The following is a 22,997-nucleotide window of genomic DNA, read 5'->3' on the forward strand; positions in this document are numbered from 1 at the left end:
GCGGCCCCGACCGCACGTTCGTCGCTCAGACGAAGTCTTTTCGCGCCTGGCCAATCCCTGAGCCCGGCAAGAGCGACCCGCGCCGGTCGGTCTCCTGGCTCACGGGTCAACGCCCGATGCGCGCCTTCCCAGGACGTTCCCGCATGGACGGGTCAGTCCCAGTGGCTGCAGTCCCGAATGAGAGACCGCATGCGCATCACGCTCGCCGCTTACAGTTGCAGGGACAGCCTGAGATTTGGACGCGCAGGCGACCGCACTCAATTCCCGTTACCGACGCGATGTCATTGCAACACCGCCCCGAGGGGCGACTTCACCAGCCGTGGATAGGCGATGAGCCGGTCTGGCTCAAACCCTTTTCAAACTCCGCAGGCCCAGCACGCCCGCCGCGGCGGCGATCCAGAGCAGCATGGCGGTGGTGGCGATCACCACATCGACGGGCGACTGCAGACCTACGAGAGCGACAGCGGGCATGGCCGAGACGGCGGCGACGGGGAAGGCGAGCCAGCCCAGCCAGGCCGGGAGGCCCCTGTCCTTCAGGATCACGGCGCCAGCGAAAATCAACCAGAGGGCGGCGAAGGCCGACACGCCCAGATCCTCGCCGACGGAGCCGCCATAGGCGTTGATCGCCATCTGGGTCGTTTCGATGGCGAGGCGTTCGGATGACCCTGCGGGGGCAAGAGCATAGGCGTCTGCCAGGGCGCTGGAGCCCGTCAGCCAGCGCACGATACCGATCGCGCGCGCAAGCGCCGAGGCGACGCCAAGCCCGATGGCCAGGGTGGCCAGTGCGCTCATGGGCTTTTCACCCCTGGCCAGGCCGACAATCAGGGCGGCGCTGGCGGCGAAGGTCAGCGACCAGCCGAGATACAGGCCATAACCCAGGCGGACGGCCTCCTCCTGGGCGTGAATCAGCGGCAAAACCTGGGCCGCTGGGAAATCGAGACTGGCCGGCCAGTCGATGGCGGCGCCGAGGACGCTCATCGGCAGGAAAATCCCGAAGGCCTGGAACAGCAGCAGGACGGCGCCTGCAAGATAGAACGGGCGCATGATGTGTCTGGCTCCACCGGCGCGGATGGTTGCGCCCCGATGGCGGCCCGTCGCCTGCGGCCACTATGGTTTAGTACTAAACTATAATCAATCCCGGAATTGCCGGTGGGCGTTGGAGCACGGGACTCGGCCCTCATGCAGTGGCTAAAGTGTTTCAAACAGCAGCACGAGGGAGCGGAGCAATGGCGGGGCGGGTTCAGGACAAGGTGGCGCTGATCACGGGTGGCGCGTCGGGACTCGGCGCGGAGAGAGCGCGCAGGTTGGCGCGCGAGGGTGCGGCCATCGTACTGACCGACATGTCCGCCAAGGCAGGACAGGCGGTGGCCGATGATATCACGGCAAAAGGCCACACAGCCGTCTTCATGGCGCAGGATGTGACCGACGAAGCTAGATGGTCCGAGGTGGTCGCTGCCGTCATGGCCCGGTTCGGTCGCCTGGATATTCTGGTCAACAGCGCCGGCATCGCCAGCGGCGGGGGGCCATTGCTTCAGGTGACGTTTGAAGCCTGGCGCAACATGATCTCCATCAACCTCGATGGCACCTTCCTGGGCATGAAGGCCGTCGCGCCGGCGATGGTCGAAGCCGGCCGCGGCTCGATCATCAATCTGTCCTCAATCCTGGGGAAAGTCGGCCTGGCCGGTGCGCCGGCCTATTGCGCATCCAAGGGCGGAGTCCTGATGTTGACCAAGTCCACCGCGCTTGAGCTGGCCCCCTTGGGCGTGCGGGTGAACTCCGTACATCCGGGCTTCATCGAGACCCCGATGGTGATCAACGCGATTCAGCGGTCGGATAATGGCAACGAGATGCGCGACGGCATCATCTCGCGGCATGCCATGGGCCGCCTGGGTGTCGCGCGCGAGATCGCGGACGGGATTGTCTTCCTGGCCTCGGACGAGAGCAGCTTCATGACCGGCGCCGAACTGGTCATCGGCGGCGGCTACACGGCGATCTGAGGCCCCATCATGGTGCGACGTTGCGCAGTTCCTTGACGGTGTTGGCGTCCAGGCACTGGAGCAGCGCCAGGGCCGGGGCGGCCGCTATGCCGATGATCCGCATGTCAGTTCCGTGTGTTTGACCCGCTCAACCAAAGCCTAGCCGGGGCTGGCTCACAGTCTGGGTTTCCTCGGGCAGGTGGCAGGTGAAGGTAGCGCCGGCGCCGGGTTCGCTCTCGAGCGCCACCCAGCCGCCGTGAAGTTCGGTCAAGGCCTTGACCAGCGCCAGGCCAAGCCCTGGCCCGCCACGCTCGCGGCCGATGAAGCGGTCGAAGATATGCGCCTGCACGTGGAAGGGGATCCCGCGCCCGGTGTCCGAAACCTTGAGCTGAACCTCTCCGGATGTCTTGCGGGCCGCCACGGTCACCGTACCGCCGGCGGGTGTCTGCGCGACGGCGTTTTCAATCAGATGGTCGAGGATCTGGGCCAGACGGCGCCGGTCGCCACGGATCACGCCCACACCATCGGCCCTCTGCAGCACATACTGGATGCCGCCGACGGCAGTGTCATCGCGCCAGCGGGCGATCACCTCGCTCAGGAGATCGGCCACGTTCACCTCACTCAGGTTGAGCGCCATCTCGTCGGCGTCAATCTGGGCCATGTCGAGGACGTCGTCGATGGAGCGGGCCAGCTGGATGGCGGCGGCCTTCACGGCGGCCGCGTGGCTGCGCGAGCGCGCCGGCAGCGCATCTCCGGCGTGTTCCAGCATCTCGGAATAGCCGATGATGGTCGTGAGCGGCGTGCGCAGCTCGTAGGAGACGTTGCCGACGAAATCCCGCTTCAACCGCTCGGCTTCGCTCAAGGCCTGCTCGCGGTCCGCCAGCGCACTTTCCAGCCGACGTGCGTCGGTGACGTCGGTGAAGGCGATCAGGGTGGCGCCGTCGGGTAATGGCCGCGAGCGATACTCCAGGGTGCGGTCATCGGAGGTCTGGGCCTCGCCGGTGATCGGCATGCGGGCGGATGGGTCGGGGTCGGCGACTCGGCCCTTGAGTTCCTTCCAGAACGCCATGTCATGCAGCTTGTGGACGCAGAGCTCAACCACGCCCTCGAAGTCGCCTGCGGCCTCCAGCTGGAGCGGCGTGATGTTCCAGTACTTCTCGAAGCTCTCGTTATGGAGGCGGATCCGGCCGTCGGACCCGAACACCGCCACCGCATCGGAGAGCTTGTCGAGCGTGGCCTGCTGGACCTGGATCAAGGCGTTGTACTGGGCCTTCATCTTCAACTCGCCGGTGATGTCGGAAAACAGCAGCAGTAGCCCGCCCATCGGATGCGGCTGGCGGGCCACGCGCAACGTCCGCCCGTCCGGCGTGCTCCACATGTCGTCGGGAGCCGCGTCGAGATGTTCGTAGTGCTCGAGCTCGGCGGCCTTCCATTTGGCGTAGTCGGCCGTCTCGGGAATGCGGCGGCGCTGGCGCAGGCGATCCAGTACTTCGCCATGGGTAGGCCGCTCGGTCAGCCAGGCCGGCTCCAGGTTCCAGAGTTCGGCAAAAGCGGTATTGTGGAACTTCAGCCGCTTGGCCTGGTCGAAGATCACCACCGCATCATCGATGCGGTTCAGCGTCTCGTCGTGGGCCTCGACATTGCGTCTGGCGTCCTCCCGGGCCTCCTCGAGATCGGTGAGGTCCTCGGTCCAGACCCCGACGCCCCCGCCTTCCAGCGGCTGAGCGGCGATATGGAAGGCACGGCGACGGCCCCCGAGGCTCAGCCAGCGCATGGCCTCGCGTCGCTGGCCAAGGTTGGCCGCCTCGCTGGCGATGGCGTCTGCGCCGCGATCAAAAGCCGCACCGCGGCGCGCGGCGTCATCGAGGCTGACGGCGTCCACGGCCCTGAGCCAGGCGGCGTTGACCCATACCGGCGAGCCGTCGGCGGCCGCGATCCAGGCCGGGCTGACACGAGCGTCGAGGAAGGCGGCGAAACGCGGCGCGGTGGGCAAGCCCGGGTCCTCTCCGAGCACGGCCGAAACCCGCAGCCAGGCCAGCGCCCCGGCGGCGCGACCCTCCACAGTACAGACACCGCCCGGCCCCTTGACCTCGAAGGCGCAGGGTTCGCCACGCTCGAAGAGAGCGCGGAGCCGTCGTGCGTGGTCGGGATCGGCCCGCATAAGGGCGTTGAGCATGGCCTGCGGATCGCCGCCAACCAGGCCAAGGGCTTCGCAGCAAACACCCAGACTCTCTTCGCCTGAGGCCAGCAGACAATGGCCATCCTCCACGGCCAGCAGAGCGGAATCGAAAGCTTCTGCCGAGGCCTGGGCGGTCTCGGCCCCGGCCTCCAGGCGACGGATGCGGGTCATCAGGTCCGCCACGCGACGATCCGCAGCGCGACGCTGGGCAAAGGCCCAGAGGACGGTGGAAAGCGCCAGGCATACCGCACCCGCCGCCGCCGCCAGCATCAGTTCGTGCGCACTCATGAACGCCCCGGCGAATCAGTCTCGCACACCTTAGGCCGGGGTTTGATCGCTCGCACGCGCGGCGGGCGTTCATTCGGAAAGGTTTTTCCGCCAGAATGCCCCGATGACCGCGATCCTCTACCCGTTGGCCGCCAACGCCGAGCAGGCCCTTCTGCGCCCGCTCGGCCGCGCCGGCCGAATGAGCGACGCGCGCCGTCGGGCTGGAGTGGATGTCGTCTTCACCACCGACGCCGTTGGCCCGGCCTTCGCGACCCGCACTGCTGCGCTCGACGCCTATGCTGGTCGCGTGGACGACGAGCGAACGGGTTCTACGCCAGACCCGGAAGAGCGCTTTTGCCGCCTGATTGAGCAGGTGGCCGAGGGAACACCCCGCGCCCGATCGGTCGAGCCCACCTTCGTGGACGGCCAACGCTGGCCGACGCCGCCCCGGCCGCCGCAGACGGTCTGGCGGCTCAGCATCTCCTACTGGCGCATCGCCACCGCCGAGCGACCGCTGGAGGCGCCGCAGGCCCGGCAGGCGCGCAAGTCAAAACAGGGACTGACGCCTGAAACATTGCAGGCGATTGCGCGCACGCCGTTGCGCCCCGTCAAACCGCAACAGCCGCTGGATATCGGCCTGTTTGAAATCCGGCCGCCAGAGGCGCCACATATTGTTATGCCTGATGAGTAACCCCGTGACCGGCCATGCGCCCAGCCTCGACGATCTGGCCGAGATCGCGGGTCACGCCTTCACCGGCCTTCCCGAGGCCTTTCGCAGGCTGGCCGGTGAGGTGGTGATCAGGGTCGATGATTTTCCGGAAGAAGACGTTCTTGCCGACCTGGGCATAGAGGACCCGTTCGGACTGACCGGTCTCTATTCCGGGGTCAGCCTGGCCGAGCGCTCCGGCTTCGGCGCGGAGCCCGAGCCGAGCCGGATCTTCCTCTATCGTCGACCCATCCTCGACGAGTGGGCTGAGAATGGCGAGGTGACCCTGGAGGAACTGGTCACCCACGTGCTGATCCACGAGATCGGCCACCATTTCGGGCTGTCCGACCCGGATATCGATGCGATTGAGGCGGCGACAGAATGAAGCCAACCCTGACGCGGCAGGCGACAGGAAGAGCCGACGTTAGCTTGCAAAAGCCCCCTTCCTTGACCTGAACACCCTCTTCGGCGCATAAGCCGCTCCTTCCGGCGCCAACCTTGGTCAGCGCCCTCTACCGCCACGACCCTCAGGACTTATCTGAGACGAGGGCGGCGAGGCCCCCCGTCGACGTGATCGTCCACGGGGGTCGACTGCGTTTGGGCTATAGGAGACGAGTTTGTTCGACGCGCTGACAGATCGGCTGTCTTCGGTATTTGACCGGCTCTCGGGCCGCGGCGTGCTGTCCGAAAAGGACGTCACCGAGGTGATGCGCGAGATCCGCGTCGCCTTGCTCGAGGCCGATGTCGCCCTGCCGGTGGTGCGCGACTTCATCGCCAAGGCGACCGAGGCCGCCACCGGCGAGGCCGTGATCCGCTCGGTGCGCCCCGCCGATCAGGTGGTCAAGATCACCTACGACGGCCTGGTCGAGATGCTGGGCGGGACCGGCGAGGCCGAGGGTCTCAACATCTCGCTGAACCCGCCGTCGGTGATCCTGATGGCCGGCCTACAGGGCTCGGGCAAGACCACCACCGCGGGCAAGCTGGCGCTGCGGCTGGTGCGCGAGCGCAAGAAGGTCCTGATGGCCTCGCTGGACACGCGGCGCCCCGCCGCGATGGAGCAGCTGGGCATGCTGGCCGAGCAGGCCGGCGCCAGCTTCCTGCCCATCGTCGCCGGCCAGGCTGCGCCCGACATCGCCCGCCGCGCCATGCAGTCGGCCCGCCTCCAGGGCTTCGATATCCTGATCCTCGACACCGCCGGCCGCACCACGCTGGACGAGGCGATGATGAGCGAGGCGGCCGAGATCGCGAAGATCTCCAGCCCCGCCGAAACCCTGCTGGTCGCCGACGCCCTGACCGGTCAGGACGCGGTGCGCACCGCCAAGGCCTTCCATGAGCGCCTGCCGCTGACGGGCCTGGTGCTGACCCGGGCCGATGGCGATGGCCGGGGCGGCGCAGCCCTCTCCATGCGCGCCGTCACCGGTCTGCCGATCAAGTTCCTCGGCGTATCGGAAAAGATCGATGGCCTCGACGTCTTCGACGCCCAGCGGATCGCGGGCCGTATCCTGGGTCAGGGCGACGTGGTCGCCCTGGTCGAGAAGGCGACGCAAGAACTCGACATGGCCAAGGCGGAAGCCACGGCGCGCAAGCTGGCCAAGGGCCAGTTTGACCTCGACATGATGGCCGACCAGCTCAGCCAGATGAAGCGTATGGGCGGCATGGAAGGCATGATGGGCCTGCTGCCCGGCGTACAGAAGATGAAGCAACAGATCGCCCAGAGCGGTCTGTCCGACAAGACCTTTGATCGTCAGCTGGCGATCATCTCGTCGATGACGAAGCAGGAACGTTCAAAGCCGGACATCCTGGCCGCCTCACGCAAACGCCGCGTGGCCAAGGGCGCCGGGGTCGACGTGGCCGAGATCAACCGCCTGCTGAAACAGCACCGGCAGATGGCTGACACCTTCAAGTCGCTGAGCAAGAACGGCGGCAAGGGCTTTGGCCAGATGGCCAAGATGCTGGGCGGCGGCGGCATGGATATGTCTAAACTGGCCCAGATGGGCGGTGGCCAGGCGCCAACGCCCGAGCAGATGGAAGAGATGGCCGCCAAGCTGAAATCCATGCCCGGCGGCATGCCGAAACTCCCCGGCCTCGGCGGCAGCGGCCTGCCGCAAGGCTTTAATCCCTTCAAGAAATAGACAGAAAACCAAGGACCTATCCCATGTTGAAAATTCGTCTCGCCCGTGGCGGCACCAAGAAGCGCCCCTACTACTCCGTCGTGATCGCTGACAGCCACTCGCCCCGCGATGGCCGCTTCATCGAGAAGGTCGGAACCTACAACCCGCTGCTCAAGAAGGACGATCCGAACCGCGTGGTCCTGAAGGTCGAGCGCATCCAGGAGTGGATGGCCAAGGGCGCCCAGCCCACCGACCGCGTGGCACGTGAGCTCGGCAAGGTCGGCGTTGTGAAATGGACCGCCAGCAACAACCCGACCAAGGGCAAGCCGGGCCGCAAGGCCAATGAGCGCGCTGAGGAGAAGGCTCAGAAGGAGGCTGATCGCGCCGCCGCCGCCGCTGAAGCCGCCGCCAACCCGCCGCCGGTGGTCGAGGAGCCGGTGGCCGAGGAAGCCCCGGCCGTCGTCGAGGAAGCTGCTCCCGAAGCTGCACCCGCTGAACAGGCTCCGGCTGAAGCCGCCGCTGAACCTGTGGCTGCGGAAGAAGTCGCCGCTGAACCTGCCGCCGCCGAAGAAGCCCCCGCTGCCGAGGCTCCGGCCGAAGAGTCGGCTGCTGCTGAGGCCGCCCCCGAAGGCGAACCCAAGGCCTAGGGAGCGACTGGATGAGCCAGGATCTCATCCAGGTGGGTCGTGTCGCGGGCGCCTTCGGGGTCCGCGGCGAGATCCGCATCACCAGCTTTACCGCCGAGCCGCTGGCTCTGGTGGACTATGGTGCGTTGCTGCGTGAGGACGGGTCGCCCGGCCTTACCATCACGTCAGGCCGCGCCTCCAAGGGCAGCGTCGTGGTCTGGACCCGCGAGGTCCAGACCCGCGATCAGGCCGAGGCCCTGCGCGGCCTGAAACTCTACATCGCCCGCGCCGATCTGCCCGAACCCGACGACGACGAGTTCTATGTCACCGACCTGATCGGACTGGCGGTCGTGTCGCCGGATGGCGAGCCGCTGGGCAAGGTGAAGGCGGTGCAGGACTTCGGCGCCGGCGACTTGTTGGAGGTGCTACCCGCCGAAGGCGGCGCAACCTGGTACCTGCCGTTCACCCGCGAGGCCGTGCCCGAAGTGCGGATCGACGCAGGCGAGGTGGTGGCTGTGAAGCCGCACGAGGTGGAGTAGGCATCGGACTTTCCAGACTGTCCGAGATCGCGGGCGTCGCTGGTCACCAGCTACCCTTCGCCCACAGGGTCGGGTGCGGCTTTGTCGGTCTCGAGGTCGTCGAAATGATCCGCCCAGCGTAAATCATAGAACCTCGGGTCGGCCCTGATCGCCTGACTCAGATCGCGCAGAGCGTCGACATAGGGTTGCGGATAGCGTTTTCGCGCCCTTCCCCGCCATCCCCAGGTCTTGTTTTCAAACCGTAGAACGTAGTCTCCGATCAAGGTGATCGTGCACCAGACGCGGCTTCCTTCCGGATACCCCTTGATCCGGACCTCGAAGTCCCAGCCGTGATCGCCCGCATTCTCCGGCGGATCGGCGTCGTATCCAATATCGTTCAGGATCTCGCTGATCGCGATGGCGACGTCGGTAGCGTAAGCCTTCCCGCCTTCGGCGTAGTGGTCGCCATCTTCGGGGATTGTGGTCTTGAACTCTGCAAACTCCCGCACGATCATGGTGCCTCTCCGCGGGTGCGCTTGTCGACTACACCTCCGACAAGGACGGGTCCGACTACCCCTTTTGTGTACGGTGAGGTCCCATAGTTCAACCGATCAAGCGGACCATAGGTGTCCCAACCCAAGTCCTCGGTTCTCCACCGACCTCCGCCAAACTTGTCAGGAATCTTTCCGCCAGAGAAATGCCGATCTCCGCCTACACCGCGGTGATTTCGGTAGAGATCGCGATATGTCACACCCGGGTCATGGCGGATTTTGTTGAGTTCGCTCTCGATGAGCCACTCCGGGTAGGGTCCGCCGCCTAGCACCTTCGGCAGTTTCGCGCCGCGGTTCAGAATATGATGGCTCATGAGCTTCTTAGAGTATGGCCGCGCAAAACTCGCTTCGATACCAGGGTTCGCGGCCAGATAGGCGCGCTCGGTCGCGTTGGCGGCCTTTGCGACCCGACCTAAACCGGCGGCTCCGCGAATGGCGCCTCCGCCCGCGGCCAAGGATACGCCATCGAACAGCAATTCACCGCCGTTCATGCCAAGCGCGAATGTCCGCTTCATCTCGCCGCCCAAGGTATCGGCAGCCGGCGTGACAGTCGGATCGTGTTTGATGCGGAAATCCTGGAAAGCAGACGTCAAGTCGTTACGGACCTTCGATGGGTTCTGCACGCCCTCCACCGCGTAGTCGGCGAACAATCGGCCCGCATTGGACGCCTGGGCGACCGCTGACTGACCGGATGGACTGAGCAACAGATCGAGGGGATTCGCCAAACGCTGCGCGAATAGGGCGGCATCAACGGCGCCTTGGCCTGTATGCACCGCCCCCCGGACGGCGCCTGGAGCGAGTCCAGCGGCATACGCCAGCGTACCCCCTACAGCTTTTGCGGTTGGGCTGTCGTCGAGACTGCTTGGTTTTGAGCGCGCGGACGGCGCCGGCGGCGCGGCGGGCCTAGGTTTGGAGCGCTGAATCAGGCCTGCTCCAAAGGTAACCACCTCTCCCGGCGTCATCAGGCGATAGCCCTGCCCGGTTCGAATGGCCGCCTTAACGGCATCGTAGGCAGCCATCTCAGCCGCCAAGCCTCGATTTGCGACTTCCCGCGCCCGCCGAGCCACAAACTCGGGCATCGTCTCTCGACGCGCAGCCCCGCGATCCGGCTGTTTTCCAGCCATCCCCAACCCTCCCACAATACGGGCCCGCGCCGTCACGCCACCCCGAGTTTTGCGACGATAACTCGAGTTCGAAGTCAGGTCAAGAACAAATCAAGAACAAACTACTTCACACCCCGCATCCGCATGAGCCCTTCCTGGGCGCAGCTCGCCACCAGCACGCCGTCCGACGCCCGGTAGATCGAGCCCAGATTGAAGCCCCGCCCACCGGAAGCCGACGGGCTCTCCTGGTGATAGAGGTGCCATTCGTTGAAGTCCGTGGGCTGATGGAACCACATGGCGTGATCCAGGCTGGCCGACTGAAAGCCCGGCGTTTGCCAGCTAACCCCGTGCGGCCGGACCGAAGTGCCGAGCAGGCTCATGTCGGAGGCATAGGCCATGATCACCTGGTGCATGTGCGGGTCGGCGCCGATCGTGTCCTTGGCGCGGAACCAGACCTGCTGTAACGGCTCGCGCGGCCCGGGCGCGGCGACGTCGAAACGTTCGTCTACTGTCCGCATCTCGATGGGTTGTGGCCGATCCAGCCAGGCCCGGGCCTCGGGCGGGGCGTCCTTCAGTCGGCGGCGCTGGACTTCTGTGTCGTCTTCGACGGTGTCCCAGCCCGGAGCGAAAGGCATCTCGGTCTGGTGTTCAAAGCCCTTTTCCTCCACCTGGAACGAGGCTGCGAGATTGAAGATCTGCTGACCATGCTGGATCGCCACCACCCGGCGAGTGGTGAAGCTGCCGCCGTCCCGCGAACGATCCACGTCGAAGACGATCGGCACATTGGGATCGCCGGGCCGGATGAAATAGCAGTGCAGGGAATGGCAGACCCGATCCTCGACGGTCTCATAAGCCGCAAGCAATGCCTGGGCGATCACCTGACCGCCATAGATGCGTTCGCGGGCTTCCTCGTCCGACGTGGTGCCGCGGAACAGATTGACCTCGAGCCGTTCAAGCTGAAGCGTCTCGACCAGGGTCTGGGTGTCCATGCGCGGTCCCGTGATGCTGCATTTGCGAAGGGGCGGCATACGCTTTCGACGGGTCTGTGAGAAGGCCCGTTCCGCCAGATGGGCAGCGCGAAACTTGCGCCCCGGCGGCCGCGCCCCCATAACCCCGGAATGTCCGCGCCCGCGCCGCCCAAGCGCCTCTACATCAAGACCTACGGCTGTCAGATGAACGTCTATGACAGCGAGCGGATGGCTGATGTCCTCAGCCCCCTGGGCTATGGCATGACCGATGATCCGGCGAACGCCGACCTGGTGGTGCTGAACACCTGCCACATCCGCGAGAAGGCCACCGAGAAGGTCTATTCCGAGCTCGGCAAGATCCGCGAAATGAAGGACGCTCGCCGGGCCGAAGGTCAGACGATGACGATCGCCGTCGCCGGCTGTGTCGCCCAGGCCGAGGGCGAAGAGATCATGCGCCGCCAGCCCGCTGTGGATCTGGTGGTCGGGCCGCAGGCCTACCACCAGCTTCCGGAGTTGATAGCACGAAGCCACCGCGCCCGGGGCGAACGGCTGTCGGCGGAATTTGCGCCGGAGGAGAAGTTCGACGTCCTGTCGGCGACCCGCAGGCCGACCGGCGTGACCGCATTCCTGACGGTGCAGGAAGGCTGCGACAAGTTCTGCACCTTCTGCGTCGTACCCTATACGCGCGGCGGGGAGTGGTCGCGGCCGGCCGCCGACATCGAGGCCGAGGCCCGGTCCCTGGCGGCGCAGGGCGTGCGCGAGATCACCCTGCTGGGCCAGAACGTCAACGCCTACAACGGCGCAAACGACGCGGGCGAGGGTCTGGCCGGCCTGGCCCGACGGCTGGCAGAAATCCCGGGCGTCGACCGCATTCGCTACACCACGAGCCATCCGCGCGACATGGACGATACCCTGATCGCCGCGCACGGTGATCTGGACGCACTGATGCCCTATCTGCACCTGCCGGTGCAGTCGGGATCGGACAAGATTCTGAAAGCGATGAACCGCGCCCATACGGCGGAAAGCTATGTGCGATTGATCGAGAAGATCCGCGCGAGCCGGGCCGACATGGCGATCTCCGGCGACTTTATCGTAGGCTTTCCGGGCGAGCGGGATTCCGACTTCGAGGCGACACTGCAGCTGGTCCGCGATGTGAACTACGCCTCGGCCTTCACGTTCAAATACTCCCGGCGTCCCGGCACCCCGGCTGCGGCCATGCCGGGCCAGGTGGCCGAAGAGGTCAAGGACGAACGGCTGGCGCGCCTCAACGCCCTGCTGGACGAACAGGCGCGCGCGTTCAACCAGAGCCAGGTGGGCCGGATCCTGCCGGTGTTGTTCGAGCGCCCGGGCCGCCATGAGGGTCAGCTGATCGGCCGCAGCCCCTATCTGCAGGCGGTCCATGCCATCGCGCCGCCGCATATGATCGGCCAGATCGTGCCGGTGAGGATCGAGGCCGCAGCCCGCATGAGCCTGTCTGGCGTGCTGGCCGAGGCCCTGACGCCCGCATGAGCCGCACGCCGGAGTTCATTCCGCTGTCCGACGTCGCAGTCCGCGCGGTGGCCGGAACCAACAGCCGTCATGTGGCCCTGATCGAGGACGCTTTCGGCGTGCTGGTGGAAACACCTGGCGGCGGCGTGTCGCTCAGCGGCGACACCAAGGCCCGCGGCCAGGCGAAGAAGGCCGTCCAGGCTATCGCCGATCGCGCCGACCAGGGTCTTGAGGTCGGTGATGCTGATGTGCGGGTGGCCATCGGGCAGGCCCGCGGCGGAACCGGCGCGCGCGGCGCGGCGGGCCAGTCCCTGCCGGTGGGCCGTCGCGGCCAGGTGGCGCCCAAGACGCCAAACCAGGCTCGCTACCTTGAGGCGCTGGGGCGCTGTGATCTGGTGTTCGGGCTCGGTCCGGCAGGAACCGGCAAGACATTTCTGGCGGTGGCCCATGGCGCGGGCATGCTGTTGCGCGGTGATGTGGACCGCCTGATCGTCTCGCGACCGGCCGTTGAAGCGGGCGAGCGGCTGGGTTTCCTGCCCGGCGATCTCAACGAGAAGGTCGATCCCTATATGGCGCCGGTCTGGGAGGCGCTGACCGATATCCTGGGCGCCGAGCAACTACGCCGCCGCCGCGAGAAGGGCGAGATCGAGGTCGCGCCCATCGCCTTCCTCCGCGGCCGTACGCTGAGTCAGGCCTTCGTGATCGTCGACGAGGCCCAGAACGCCTCCCGCGCCCAGATGAAGATGGTGCTGACCCGACTGGGCGAGGGTTCGCGCATGGCGGTCACGGGCGACCCCACCCAGATCGATCTGCCGCACCCGAACGATTCCGGCCTGGCTCACGCCGTCGGCCTGCTGGAGGGCGTGAAAGGGATCGGTTTCACCCGGTTCGAAGCCGAGGACGTGGTGCGACATCCGTTGGTCGAGCGTATCGTGCGCGCTTACGACGACGATGCGGCCAGGCGCGGGCGCACAGTTTGATCGACATCGAAGTCGAGGATTCTGCCTGGACTGACGCCCTGCCCGAGGCCGAAACGCTGGTGCGGTCGGCGGCGGAGGCGGCGCTGTCGGCCAGGGATCAACCCGCAGGGGGAGAAAGCATCTCCGTGCTGCTGACCGATGACGCCTCGGTTCAGGACCTGAATGCCCGCTTCCGCGACAAGGCGGCCCCCACCAACGTGCTGTCGTTCCCGGCGGGTCCAAATCCTGAAAACCTGCTGGGCGACATCGCCCTGGCCTATGGCGTCTGCGCCCGCGAGGCCGCCGAGCAGGGCAAATCGCTCTCGGACCATTTACAACATCTGACGGTGCATGGCGTTCTGCACCTTCTCGGATACGACCACATGAGCGATGATGAAGCCGGGGTCATGGAAGACCTCGAGCGTGCGGTGCTGGGCAGACTGGGGGTTTCCGACCCCTATGGTGCCGGCGAGGGAGAGCATGACCGATCCTGATCGATCCCGTCGAAATGGCTCGCGCCTCTGGCGGGGCCTGGCGGGGCTGTTCGACGCCTTTCGCCGGACAACCGAACATGCCGCTGATGATGGGCCGGACCCTATGCTGGAAACCGGCGGTGAGCTGGTCACCCAGGCGCGCGCATTCCAGGCCCTCCGGGTCGAGGATGTGATGAAGCCGCGCACGGACATCGTTGGCGTGGACCGCAGCAGCACCTTCGCCGAACTGGTGGCCCGCTTCGTGGACGCCGAACACAGCCGCATGCCGGTTTATCGCGACACGCTCGACGACCCGGTCGGTGTGGTCCACGTCAAGGACGTTTTCAAGCTTCTGGCCCGCACGACCCGAAAGCCCAAGCCCACGGACCGAATCCTGATTGGCCGCCATAACCTGGTCCGCGAGGTGCTCTATGTGCCGCCCTCGATGGCCGCAACGCGGCTGCTGACCACCATGCGGGCCAAGCGCAGCCATATGGCTTTGGTGATGGACGAGTTCGGCGGCGTCGACGGTCTGGTGACGCTGGAGGACCTGCTGGAAACGCTGGTCGGCGATATCGAAGACGAGCACGACGACGAGAGCGATCAGGCCTACATGCCGGTGGCCGAAGACGACGATGGCTGGATTGTCGATGGCCGCGCGCCACTGGAAGAGCTGGAACAGGCCATCGGAGAGGGCGTCGATCTGGCGCCGGAGGATCTGGACGAGGAAATTGATACGGTGGCCGGTCTGATCAATGCTTTGGCCGGTCGTGTGCCGAAGCGACGCGAGCGGATCGAGCATCCGGACGGCTATGTTCTGGAAGTTCTCGCCGCCTCCCCGCGGCGGGTGACCCGTGTTCGCGTGCACCGTTCGACAGCCCGCCCAACGATCGCCGGCTGAGCTCCCGGTGCCCCGCCCCACCTGGTATGCGCCGTTCACGGCCCTGCTTGGCGGTCTCGCAGCCGGCCTGGCGCATCCGCCGTTCGGGGTCGCCGTGGGCCTTCTCGGCTACAGCCTGATACTGCTCAGGCTGGAAACAATCGCCAGCGCACGGCCGCTGAGGACAAGCTTCTGGCTAGGGTGGCTCGCCGGGCTGGGCTACTTCGGGATCTCCACCTGGTGGATCGCCGAACCTTTTCTGGTGGACCCGCGGGTCTACGGGTGGATGGCCCCCTTCGCAGTCGTCCTTATGGCGAGCGGACTTTCGCTGTTCTGGGGGTTGGCTGGTCTGGCTTACCGGCTGGCTCGACCGGATGGTGTCTGGAAGGTTCTGGTCTTCGCCGGTGTTTTCGCCGTGGTCGAGTGGCTACGCGGCCATGTGCTCACAGGGTTCCCCTGGAACCTCGTAGGTGAGAGCTGGCGGGCGGGCAGCGCGCCGTCACAGGCGGCCGCGCTGGTCGGGGCCTATGGCCTGACCTGGATCACGCTGGCGATCAGCGCAGCGCCAGCGCTTCTGATGTTGCCAATCCCGCGCCTGGCCCAGGCAGGGGCAATAATGGCGACGGGCGTGGCGATGATTGGCCTCTTCGCCGGAGGGGCCGGCAGACTGGCGGCCTCCGCGCGTACGCTCTACACGCCCGACGCACCACTGATCCGCATCGTGCAGGCCGATATCGACCAGAAGGAAAAGTGGAGAGCCGAGAACCTCGATCAGGTCTTCCAGGACTATGTCGACCTGTCCCAGCGCCCGGCGTCCGGTGTCCCGGACCTGATCATCTGGCCCGAGGGCGCCCTGCCAGCGGTTATCAACGACTTGATCGGGCCGGAATCGCCATATGCTCCTCGCCTGCGCGACGCCCTCAAGCCAGGCCAGCGCCTGGTGATGGGCGCAAACCGCGTCGAGCCGACGGCGGACGGGGGTTATCGCTACTTCAACACTCTGATGGCGTTTCAGCGTGATGGGGAAGCGCTTCGGGTCACTGGCTACTATGACAAACATCGACTGGTGCCGTTTGGCGAGTTTCTGCCGCTGGGTGATCTGGCAGGGCGCCTGGGCATTCGCAGCCTCGTTCGCATGCCGGAGGATTTTACGCCGGGTCCCCGGCCGCGCCCGCTTCTGATCCCGGGGATCCCGGCGATGCAGCCCCTGATCTGCTATGAAGCGTTGTTTCCCGGGCTAGGGTCCGGCGCAACCAGACCCGCCTGGATACTCAACATCTCGAACGATGCCTGGTTCGGCGCCACCAGCGGCCCCTGGCAACATCTCAACATTGCAAGCTATCGGGCCATCGAACAGGGCCTGCCTATGGTTCGATCCACGCCAACCGGAGTATCGGCGGTCATTGATGCTCATGGCCGGCTTCTTCCCGGGTTGAGCCTGGAGTTGGGTCGAGCCGGCGTGATCGATGCGCGCCTGCCTGCGCCGGCGGTGCCCACCCTTTATAGCCGCATTGGCGACGGTCTCTTTTTTGGAATGGTGGTGCTGTCGATTGGCGCCGGGCTTGCAGGCCGCCGACGTCGTCGATCGGCGCGTCCCGACCTGGGTTCAGGCTCGCCCTTGGCATGATATAAGGATTTCTTTATAGGCTTGCGCCAAATTGGTTCCTGCCAGCATTCCTGTTCCCCCAGATTCCGGAGCCCGACCCCTTGAGCCGTTCCAACTACATCTTCACGAGTGAAAGCGTGTCCGAGGGACACCCCGACAAGGTCGCCGACCGGATCTCCGACACCGTCGTCGACGCCTTCCTGAGCGCCGACCCCGAAGCCCGGGTCGCTTGCGAAACCCTGGTGACCACCAACCGCATTGTCCTGGCCGGGGAAGTCCGCGCGAGTAAACCGGGCGGGTCCAAGTCCGAGAACAAGGCTTTCACCAAGGAGATCGTGAAGTCGCTCGAGCCCAAGGTTCGCGCCGCGATCAAGGACATCGGCTACGAGCAGAAAGGCTTCCACTGGAACAAGGCCAAGTACGCCTGCCACCTGCATGAGCAGTCCGCCCATATCGCCCAGGGTGTCGATGCCACCGAAAAGAAGGACGAGGGCGCCGGCGACCAGGGCATCATGTTCGGCTACGCCTGCGACGAGACCCCGGCCTTGATGCCGGCCACGCTGCAATACAGCCACGACATCCTCAAGAAGCTGGCTGATGTACGGCACTCGGGCGAGTGCCCGGTACTGGAGCCGGACGCCAAGAGCCAGGTCACCGTTCGCTACGAGGACGGCCGCCCGGTCGAGATCCTGCAGATCGTGGTCTCCACCCAGCACAAGAAGCGCATCGGCACGCACATGGCCACCCCCAAGCGCCTGGAGGCGGTAATCCGCCCCTACGTCGAGAGCGTGATCCCTGCCGGCTTGATCACCAAGAAGACCAAGTGGCACGTCAACCCCACCGGCCGCTTCGAGATTGGCGGGCCGGACGGCGACGCCGGCCTGACCGGCCGCAAGATCATCGTCGACACCTACGGCGGCGCCTCGCCGCACGGCGGCGGCGCGTTCTCAGGCAAGGATCCTACCAAGGTTGACCGCTCGGCGGCCTATGCCTGTCGCTACCTGGCCAAGAATGTCGTGGCCGCTGGCCTCGCGCGCAAATGCACCATCCAGATCAGCTACGCGATCGGTGTGGCCAACCCCTTGAGCTTCTATGTCGACCTGCACGACACGGGCGAGATTGATCCGGCGAAGCTGGAACTGGCCCTGCCGGGTATGATCGGCGGCGCAACTCCGCGCGCGATCCGCGAACACCTGAAGCTGAACCGTCCGATCTACGCGCGCTCGGCGGCCTATGGCCACTTCGGACGCCAGCCGGACAACGAAGGTGGTTTCTCCTGGGAAAAGACCGATCTGGTCGATGCCCTGAAGGCGCTGGCGTAACCCACCATGAGCCTGGGCGCGTGGGCGCAGCCGCTGAAACGCGGCGCCCATGCGGCCTGGTCGCCGCGGCTGTCGTGATCCTGACCTGGCCGGGACTTTCAGGTGCTGTCGGACTCTGGCTGTTCACGCCGTCGGCGTGATGAGCTAGACGGCGCCATGTCCGACGCCCACCCTCTGCTTCGATCCTATGGACGGCTGAAGTCGCGCCCCATCAAGCCGCGACAGGCCGCTCTGGTGGAAAGCCGCCTGCCGGGCCTTCGAATACCGGCGGGGACCGTCAACCTTCAGGCGCTGAAACCTGACGCCCGCGAGGTCTGGCTGGAAATCGGGTTCGGCGGCGGTGAGCACATGGCCGCCCAGGCCGCGCGTTCGCCGGACGTGTTGATCCTGGGCGCAGAACCCTTCCTGAACGGCGTGGCCAGCGCCGTGCGTCACATCGATGAGCAAGTGCTGAACAACGTGCGCCTCCAGGATGGCGATGTCCGCGAGCTGATCGCGCGGTTACCCGACGCCTGCCTGGATCGCGTGTTCATCCTGTTCCCGGACCCCTGGCCCAAAGCCCGGCACCACAAGCGCCGTCTGGTTCAGACCGATACAGTCGCGGACTTCGCGCGCCTGCTGAAGCGGGGCGGACGGCTGCGGTTCGCCAGTGACGTCGCCCACTATGTGGACTGGGCGCTGGAGGTCATTTCTGCCAACCCCGCCTTTGTCTGGACCGCCGATCAGGCCAGCGACTGGCGCAGACCGCCCGCCGACCACATAACCACCCGCTATGAGGAAAAGCGCCTGGGCGATTGTGCGCCAGTGTTCCTGGATTTCCTGAAAACCTAGCCTGCTGCCTTGTAGCGCTCGATGGACTGACGGATCAGCTCGGCGGTCTCCTCGGCGTCGGCCCAGCGGCTGATCTCTACCGACTTGCCCTTTTCCAGATCCTTGTAGTGCTGGAAGAAGTGGGCGATCTGCTCGGTCAGGATCTTGGGCAGCGAGCGCCAGCTGTCCACGCCGGTATAGAACGGGTGCAGCGCATCCACCGGCACCGCCAGCACCTTTTCGTCCCCGCCGGCTTCGTCCGTCATCATGAGACAGCCAATGGGGCGAGCCCGGATAATCGCGCCCGGAACCACCGGTGTCTGGCCCACCACGATGATATCCATCGGGTCGCCGTCGTCGGCGAGGGTATGCGGGATGAACCCGTAGTTGCCCGGATAGAACATCGCCGTGTGCAGGAACCGGTCGACGAAGAGGGCGCCGCTTTCCTTGTCGATTTCGTACTTCACCGGCTCACCGCCTTGCGGGATCTCGATGATGGCGTTGACGTCGTAGGGCGGATTTACGCCGACGGAGATTTTGGAGAGGTCCATGGGGAGGGGCCTTTTCTCGTGCACACACATGAGGGTGCGCGGTCTGTGGCGGATGGTTCCCGCAGAGTAAAGCCCTACAGCCCCGCGATGCCCTCCATCAAGCTGGCCACAAGGCCTCGCTCGGCTTCGGTCAGCTCCGGTCGCCAGATGTTGAAGATCAGTACGATGCGCGTCTCCGCGCTCTCGTTGGCGGCCTCGTGCTCAATGGTGTCGTCGAAGACGAAGGCCTTTCCGGTTTCCCAGGTCAGGGTCTCGTTGCCGACCCGGAACCAGCAGCCCCTGGGCGCGATCAGAGGCAGGTGCACGACCAGTCGCGAGTTATGAAACCCGGTGTGCGGGGCGATCACGGCGCCGGGAGTCAGCCTTGAGAACAGCGCGAAGGGCGAGCGCCCCGCGATCCGTTCCAGCGGGGCGTGTTCGAGCGCCGCCATGGTCCTGGGGCAACGCGCCGCAATCTCCGGGACCGGCGCGCCGTCACGCCAGAGGTAGCAAGCCGTCCACGTATCGTCATCCAGCAGGTCGGCCTGGGTGGCCGGGCGATTGACCTCAGCTTCGATGTAGGGTGCGAAAACGTCCGGGCTATCGGCCATAAGGGCCTGAAGCTCGGCCAGAATGTCTGCGGTCGCCGCCTCGATGGCGTCCAGCCAGGCGAAGCTTTCGCGCGGATAGACCTGGATCGTCGGCAGCCCGGGGAAGAAGTACGACCGCGGCTCCTGGACGTATCGCCGCTTGCGACCAGCAAGCAGGTCAAGGGACTCGTTGAACCGGGGACTGGCGGTGGCAGGATCGTAGCCCCGCGACACCAGGCCACGCGTCAGGTCGGCGTGCAGGACCTCATTCAGCCGGTCGCGCGCGCCACGTACCCGGTCCATCTCGGAAATCGCCTCGGGCGGCAGACCCTCGGTATCGGGGACCAGATCCAGCGCCGCGCCATAAAGCTGACAGCAGCGCGCCGGTCGCCGGCGGCGGCCATCAGGTCGCCCTTCATCAACAGGGCCCGGACATTCTGGGGCTCCAGTTTCAGCGCCGCATCCAACGCATGAGCTGTGCCGTCAGGATCGCCAAACGCCTGCCGTGCAAGGGCGAGCGCCACCCAGACGGTTCCGTCAGCGCGTCCGGCCTCGACGATGGCGTTGAAGCATCGCAACGCCTCGGCATTTCCGCCACGCGCCAGCGCCGCCATCCCTTGGGCGCCCAGCGCGTTCAGTTCGATGTCATTCACAGGGCGCTCTCCTCAGGTTGTTCCGCCATACCGCATGCCTGTGATTCAGCCGACTGTTGCCTGGTGAGCACGCACTCCGACAGAATTGTGACACAGGCGTCAAGTTCGAAGCCGAAACGGCCCGCCTTGGTGTAGCAGAACCGTCGGAAGGCGAGGCTTCCCCTTCGCCGAACAACGCCAGAGGTCTCAATAGATGAAGTCGCCCGCGTCGATCCGCGCCATGCTCGTTGCCAGTGTGTCCCTTTCCGCATTCGCCCTGGCGCTTGCCGCGCCCCACACGGCTGCGGCCGCTGATGACGCCACCACCCTCGGCGAAGTGATCGTCACCGCCCAGAAGAAGTCGGAAAACATCAACGACGTGCCCCTGTCGGTGACGGCGGTGAGCGGCCAGAAGCTGGATGCCATCCGCTCGGGCGGCGGCGACATCCGCATGCTGTCGGCCCGCATTCCCAGTCTGACACTGGAATCCAGCTTCGGCCGCACCTTCCCGCGGCCCTACATCCGCGGCCTCGGCAACACCGATTTCGATATCAACGCCAGTCAGCCGGTCTCCTTCATCTATGACGAGGTGGTGCTGGAAAACCCGGTGCTGAAGGGCTTCCCGCTGTTCGACATCGCCCAGGTGGAAGTGCTGCGTGGCCCGCAGGGCACCCTGTTCGGCCGCAACACCCCGGCCGGTGTCCTGAAATTCGAAAGCGCCAAGCCGACCAAGGAATTCGAAGGCTACGGCTCAGCCTCCTACGCCACATTCTCCACGATGAACCTGGAAGGCGCAGTCTCCGGCCCGATCATCGCCGACGTGCTCTCGGCCCGCCTCTCCGGCCTCTACCAGCGCCGCAGTGACTGGGTGGACAACACGCGCTCTGGCGACAAGAACGACTCGGAGGGCTACGACCAGTACGCCCTGCGCGGCCAGCTGCTCTACACGCCCACCGCCGAGTTCAGTGCGCTGCTGAACCTGCACTATCAGCACCTGAACGGCACGCCGCGCGTGTTCCGCGCCAACATCATCCAGAGGGGCACGAACAACTTCGCCACAGGCTTCAAGCGCGACACCATCAGCCAGGACGCCCAGAGCCGCGCCATCCAGAAGGTGGAATCCTCCGGCGCCAACCTGAAGCTTACCTATGACTTTGGCGACGGCATGCCGGCGCTCACCTCGATCACCGCCTACGAGCGCGTCGACACCTACAGCCGTGCGGATATCGACGGCGGCTTCGGCGCCTCGTTCGCCCCGCCATTCGGCCCCGGCTTCATTCCCTTCCCGTCGGAAAGCGCCGATGGCGTGCCCTTCCACGGCCAGTTCACCCAGGAAATCCGGCTGGCCGGCGACAACGGCCCGCTGGGCTATACGGTTGGCGCATTCTACTTCAACGAAAGTATCAAGATCGACAGCTACAGCTTCAACACCCTGGCAGGCGGCGCCCTCGATGGTCGCGCCTACCAGAGCCAGAAGACAGAGAGCTGGGCCGTCTTCGCCAACCTCGACTATGACGTCTCCGAACAGCTGAACGTCGCTGGCGGCATCCGCTATTCCGACGACAGCAAGGACTTCCTGGCCCAGCGCACCCGCTCGCCCTTCGGTGCGCCCAACACGGCCGTCCTGCGCACCAGCCCCAACTCCAGCGACGTAAGCTTCAACGTCAGCGCCACCTATGCGGCGACGGAAGACCTGAACCTATACGCCCGCGTCGCCCGCGGTTACCGCGCGCCGTCGATCCAGGGTCGCCTGGTGTTCGGCGACACCCTCTCGGTCGCCAAGAAGGAGACCGTCATGTCCTACGAAGCCGGTGTGAAGGGGACGGCGGCGGAAGGGCGCGCACGTTTTGACGCCAGCGTCTTCTACTATCGCGCCAACGACCTGCAGGTGACAGCGGTCGGCGGCGGCGCGAACTTCAACCGCCTGCTGAACGCCGACAAGGCGACGGGCTACGGCTTCGAGTTCAACGCCGAGGCCGAGCCGGTGGATCGCCTGATGCTGACGGCCGGCCTGTCCTACAATCACACGGAACTCCAGGATCCGGCGCTCTTCACCCAGCCTTGCGGCAGCGGCTGCACCGTTCGTGATCCGGCCGGCCCGATCGCCGGCACTGTGCGGATCGACGGCAACAACCTGCCCAACGCGCCGCGCTGGATCGCCAGCGTGACAGCCGGCTACTCCTGGCCGGTGGGTGAAGGTTCGGTTTTCGTGTTCAGCGACTGGGCCTATCGCTCGAAGATCAACTTCTTCCTCTACGAATCGACCGAGTACAACGACGCCAAGCTGCTGGAAGGCGGCCTGCGCATCGGCTATCGCGCGCCGGGCGAAGCTTGGGAGGTCGCAGCCTTCGGCCGCAACATCACCAACGACAAGAGCCTCGAAGGCGGCATCGACTTCAACAACCTGACCGGCTTCGTCAACGACCCGCGCACGATCGGTGTGGAAGTGAAGGCCAAGTTCTAGGCCGATTGCGCAATCTGCCTTCTCCCCTTGGGGGAGAAGGTGGTGGCGGCAGGCTGACGGATGAGGGGTCGCACGGCATGGCCGCTGCGGCCCCTCTTCGTTTCGGCGAAACCTAGCTGTCTGGTCCCGGAGTGTGGGGGAATCAGCCAAGCTGATCCTTCATTCCGGGAGGACCTATGGGCCAGATACTCCATGGCAGCGCCACGACCACGTACGCCGTCCGAGCGGCGATACAGCG

At 65.7% G+C, this 22,997-nt stretch carries 22 protein-coding genes and 1 riboswitch; of the genes, 14 read left to right on the top strand and 8 right to left on the bottom strand.

The window, feature by feature from the left end:
- Nucleotides 1–66 precede the first annotated feature (66 nt).
- Nucleotides 67–290, bottom strand: a riboswitch (cobalamin riboswitch).
- 55 nt (nucleotides 291–345) lie between these two features.
- Complete coding sequence (locus ACIQ3B_RS06055; protein WP_397400629.1) at nucleotides 346–1,044, bottom strand: DUF4386 family protein; 699 nt, start codon at nucleotides 1,042–1,044, stop codon at nucleotides 346–348.
- A 182-nt stretch (nucleotides 1,045–1,226) separates the two neighbouring features.
- Between ACIQ3B_RS06055 and ACIQ3B_RS06060 the strand changes: the two genes are divergently transcribed.
- Nucleotides 1,227–1,997 carry an SDR family NAD(P)-dependent oxidoreductase gene (locus ACIQ3B_RS06060; protein ID WP_397400631.1) on the top strand — a complete coding sequence of 257 codons (771 nt, stop codon included), beginning with the start codon at nucleotides 1,227–1,229 and terminating at the stop codon, nucleotides 1,995–1,997.
- 127 nt (nucleotides 1,998–2,124) lie between these two features.
- Here ACIQ3B_RS06060 and ACIQ3B_RS06065 read toward each other — a convergent pair whose 3' ends face one another.
- On the bottom strand, nucleotides 2,125–4,443 hold the full coding sequence (locus tag ACIQ3B_RS06065) for an ATP-binding protein (protein WP_397400633.1): 2,319 nt from the start codon (nucleotides 4,441–4,443) through the stop codon (nucleotides 2,125–2,127).
- Between the two features lie 103 nt (nucleotides 4,444–4,546).
- On the opposite strand from ACIQ3B_RS06065, the gene ACIQ3B_RS06070 reads away from it, so the two are divergent.
- The 5 genes from ACIQ3B_RS06070 (at nucleotide 4,547) to rimM (ending at nucleotide 8,404) form a co-directional block, all read left to right on the top strand.
- Complete coding sequence (locus ACIQ3B_RS06070) at nucleotides 4,547–5,113, top strand: hypothetical protein (protein ID WP_397400635.1); 567 nt, start codon at nucleotides 4,547–4,549, stop codon at nucleotides 5,111–5,113.
- Complete coding sequence (locus ACIQ3B_RS06075) at nucleotides 5,106–5,513, top strand: metallopeptidase family protein (protein WP_397400637.1); 408 nt, start codon at nucleotides 5,106–5,108, stop codon at nucleotides 5,511–5,513. The genes ACIQ3B_RS06070 and ACIQ3B_RS06075 overlap by 8 nt, the downstream gene beginning before the upstream one ends.
- Before the next feature lie 232 nt (nucleotides 5,514–5,745).
- Entirely contained in the window at nucleotides 5,746–7,260 is a 1,515-nt protein-coding gene (ffh, locus tag ACIQ3B_RS06080; protein ID WP_397400639.1) for a signal recognition particle protein, read from the top strand.
- Between the two features lie 23 nt (nucleotides 7,261–7,283).
- Nucleotides 7,284–7,886, top strand: a complete 603-nt coding sequence (rpsP, locus tag ACIQ3B_RS06085) for a 30S ribosomal protein S16 (RefSeq protein ID WP_397400641.1) — start codon at nucleotides 7,284–7,286, stop codon at nucleotides 7,884–7,886.
- Between the two features lie 11 nt (nucleotides 7,887–7,897).
- Nucleotides 7,898–8,404, top strand: a complete 507-nt coding sequence (gene rimM, locus ACIQ3B_RS06090; RefSeq protein ID WP_397400643.1) for a ribosome maturation factor RimM — start codon at nucleotides 7,898–7,900, stop codon at nucleotides 8,402–8,404.
- A gap of 50 nt (nucleotides 8,405–8,454) precedes the next feature.
- Here rimM and ACIQ3B_RS06095 read toward each other — a convergent pair whose 3' ends face one another.
- From ACIQ3B_RS06095 to ACIQ3B_RS06105, 3 genes are all read right to left on the bottom strand, one after another.
- A complete protein-coding gene (locus ACIQ3B_RS06095; RefSeq protein WP_397400645.1) occupies nucleotides 8,455–8,898 on the bottom strand; it encodes a hypothetical protein in 444 nt (147 codons plus the stop codon).
- Entirely contained in the window at nucleotides 8,895–9,953 is a 1,059-nt protein-coding gene (locus ACIQ3B_RS06100; protein WP_397400647.1) for a hypothetical protein, read from the bottom strand. Before ACIQ3B_RS06100 ends, ACIQ3B_RS06095 begins: the two co-directional genes overlap by 4 nt.
- A gap of 206 nt (nucleotides 9,954–10,159) precedes the next feature.
- Entirely contained in the window at nucleotides 10,160–11,026 is an 867-nt protein-coding gene (locus tag ACIQ3B_RS06105; RefSeq protein WP_397400649.1) for an acyl-CoA thioesterase, read from the bottom strand.
- 129 nt (nucleotides 11,027–11,155) lie between these two features.
- Here ACIQ3B_RS06105 and miaB point away from each other — a divergent pair, with 129 nt between their 5' ends.
- The 7 genes from miaB (at nucleotide 11,156) to trmB (ending at nucleotide 18,564) form a co-directional block, all read left to right on the top strand.
- Entirely contained in the window at nucleotides 11,156–12,514 is a 1,359-nt protein-coding gene (gene miaB / locus ACIQ3B_RS06110) for a tRNA (N6-isopentenyl adenosine(37)-C2)-methylthiotransferase MiaB (RefSeq protein ID WP_397400651.1), read from the top strand.
- Entirely contained in the window at nucleotides 12,511–13,473 is a 963-nt protein-coding gene (locus tag ACIQ3B_RS06115; protein WP_397400653.1) for a PhoH family protein, read from the top strand. Before miaB ends, ACIQ3B_RS06115 begins: the two co-directional genes overlap by 4 nt.
- Complete coding sequence (ybeY, locus tag ACIQ3B_RS06120) at nucleotides 13,470–13,946, top strand: rRNA maturation RNase YbeY (RefSeq protein ID WP_397400655.1); 477 nt, start codon at nucleotides 13,470–13,472, stop codon at nucleotides 13,944–13,946. Before ACIQ3B_RS06115 ends, ybeY begins: the two co-directional genes overlap by 4 nt.
- The gene (locus ACIQ3B_RS06125; RefSeq protein ID WP_397400657.1) at nucleotides 13,933–14,826 is read left to right on the top strand and encodes a hemolysin family protein; all 894 of its coding nucleotides are present in this window, start codon (nucleotides 13,933–13,935) and stop codon (nucleotides 14,824–14,826) included. Before ybeY ends, ACIQ3B_RS06125 begins: the two co-directional genes overlap by 14 nt.
- Nucleotides 14,827–14,833: 7 nt before the next feature.
- Nucleotides 14,834–16,432 (top strand): apolipoprotein N-acyltransferase, encoded by a 1,599-nt coding sequence (lnt, locus tag ACIQ3B_RS06130; protein ID WP_397400659.1) that lies wholly within the window; start codon nucleotides 14,834–14,836, stop codon nucleotides 16,430–16,432.
- A gap of 80 nt (nucleotides 16,433–16,512) precedes the next feature.
- A complete protein-coding gene (metK, locus tag ACIQ3B_RS06135; protein ID WP_397400661.1) occupies nucleotides 16,513–17,733 on the top strand; it encodes a methionine adenosyltransferase in 1,221 nt (406 codons plus the stop codon).
- 156 nt (nucleotides 17,734–17,889) lie between these two features.
- Complete coding sequence (gene trmB / locus ACIQ3B_RS06140; RefSeq protein ID WP_397400663.1) at nucleotides 17,890–18,564, top strand: tRNA (guanosine(46)-N7)-methyltransferase TrmB; 675 nt, start codon at nucleotides 17,890–17,892, stop codon at nucleotides 18,562–18,564.
- On the opposite strand, the gene ppa is transcribed toward trmB, so the two are convergent.
- The 3 genes from ppa to ACIQ3B_RS06155 form a co-directional block, all read right to left on the bottom strand.
- Nucleotides 18,561–19,094: an inorganic diphosphatase gene (gene ppa / locus ACIQ3B_RS06145; RefSeq protein ID WP_397400665.1), complete on the bottom strand. Its 534-nt coding sequence runs from the start codon at nucleotides 19,092–19,094 to the stop codon at nucleotides 18,561–18,563. The two genes, trmB and ppa, sit on opposite strands and share 4 nt — an antisense overlap.
- 74 nt (nucleotides 19,095–19,168) lie before the next feature.
- Nucleotides 19,169–19,966 carry an aspartyl/asparaginyl beta-hydroxylase domain-containing protein gene (locus ACIQ3B_RS06150; RefSeq protein WP_397400667.1) on the bottom strand — a complete coding sequence of 266 codons (798 nt, stop codon included), beginning with the start codon at nucleotides 19,964–19,966 and terminating at the stop codon, nucleotides 19,169–19,171.
- Nucleotides 19,933–20,316: a tetratricopeptide repeat protein gene (locus tag ACIQ3B_RS06155; RefSeq protein WP_397400669.1), complete on the bottom strand. Its 384-nt coding sequence runs from the start codon at nucleotides 20,314–20,316 to the stop codon at nucleotides 19,933–19,935. The genes ACIQ3B_RS06150 and ACIQ3B_RS06155 overlap by 34 nt, the downstream gene beginning before the upstream one ends.
- A gap of 193 nt (nucleotides 20,317–20,509) precedes the next feature.
- Here ACIQ3B_RS06155 and ACIQ3B_RS06160 point away from each other — a divergent pair, with 193 nt between their 5' ends.
- Nucleotides 20,510–22,759: a TonB-dependent receptor gene (locus ACIQ3B_RS06160; protein ID WP_397400671.1), complete on the top strand. Its 2,250-nt coding sequence runs from the start codon at nucleotides 20,510–20,512 to the stop codon at nucleotides 22,757–22,759.
- Nucleotides 22,760–22,997 lie beyond the last annotated feature (238 nt).

Origin of the sequence: Phenylobacterium sp. (genome assembly GCF_044358365.1) — a bacterium.
Lineage (GTDB): Bacteria > Pseudomonadota > Alphaproteobacteria > Caulobacterales > Caulobacteraceae > Phenylobacterium.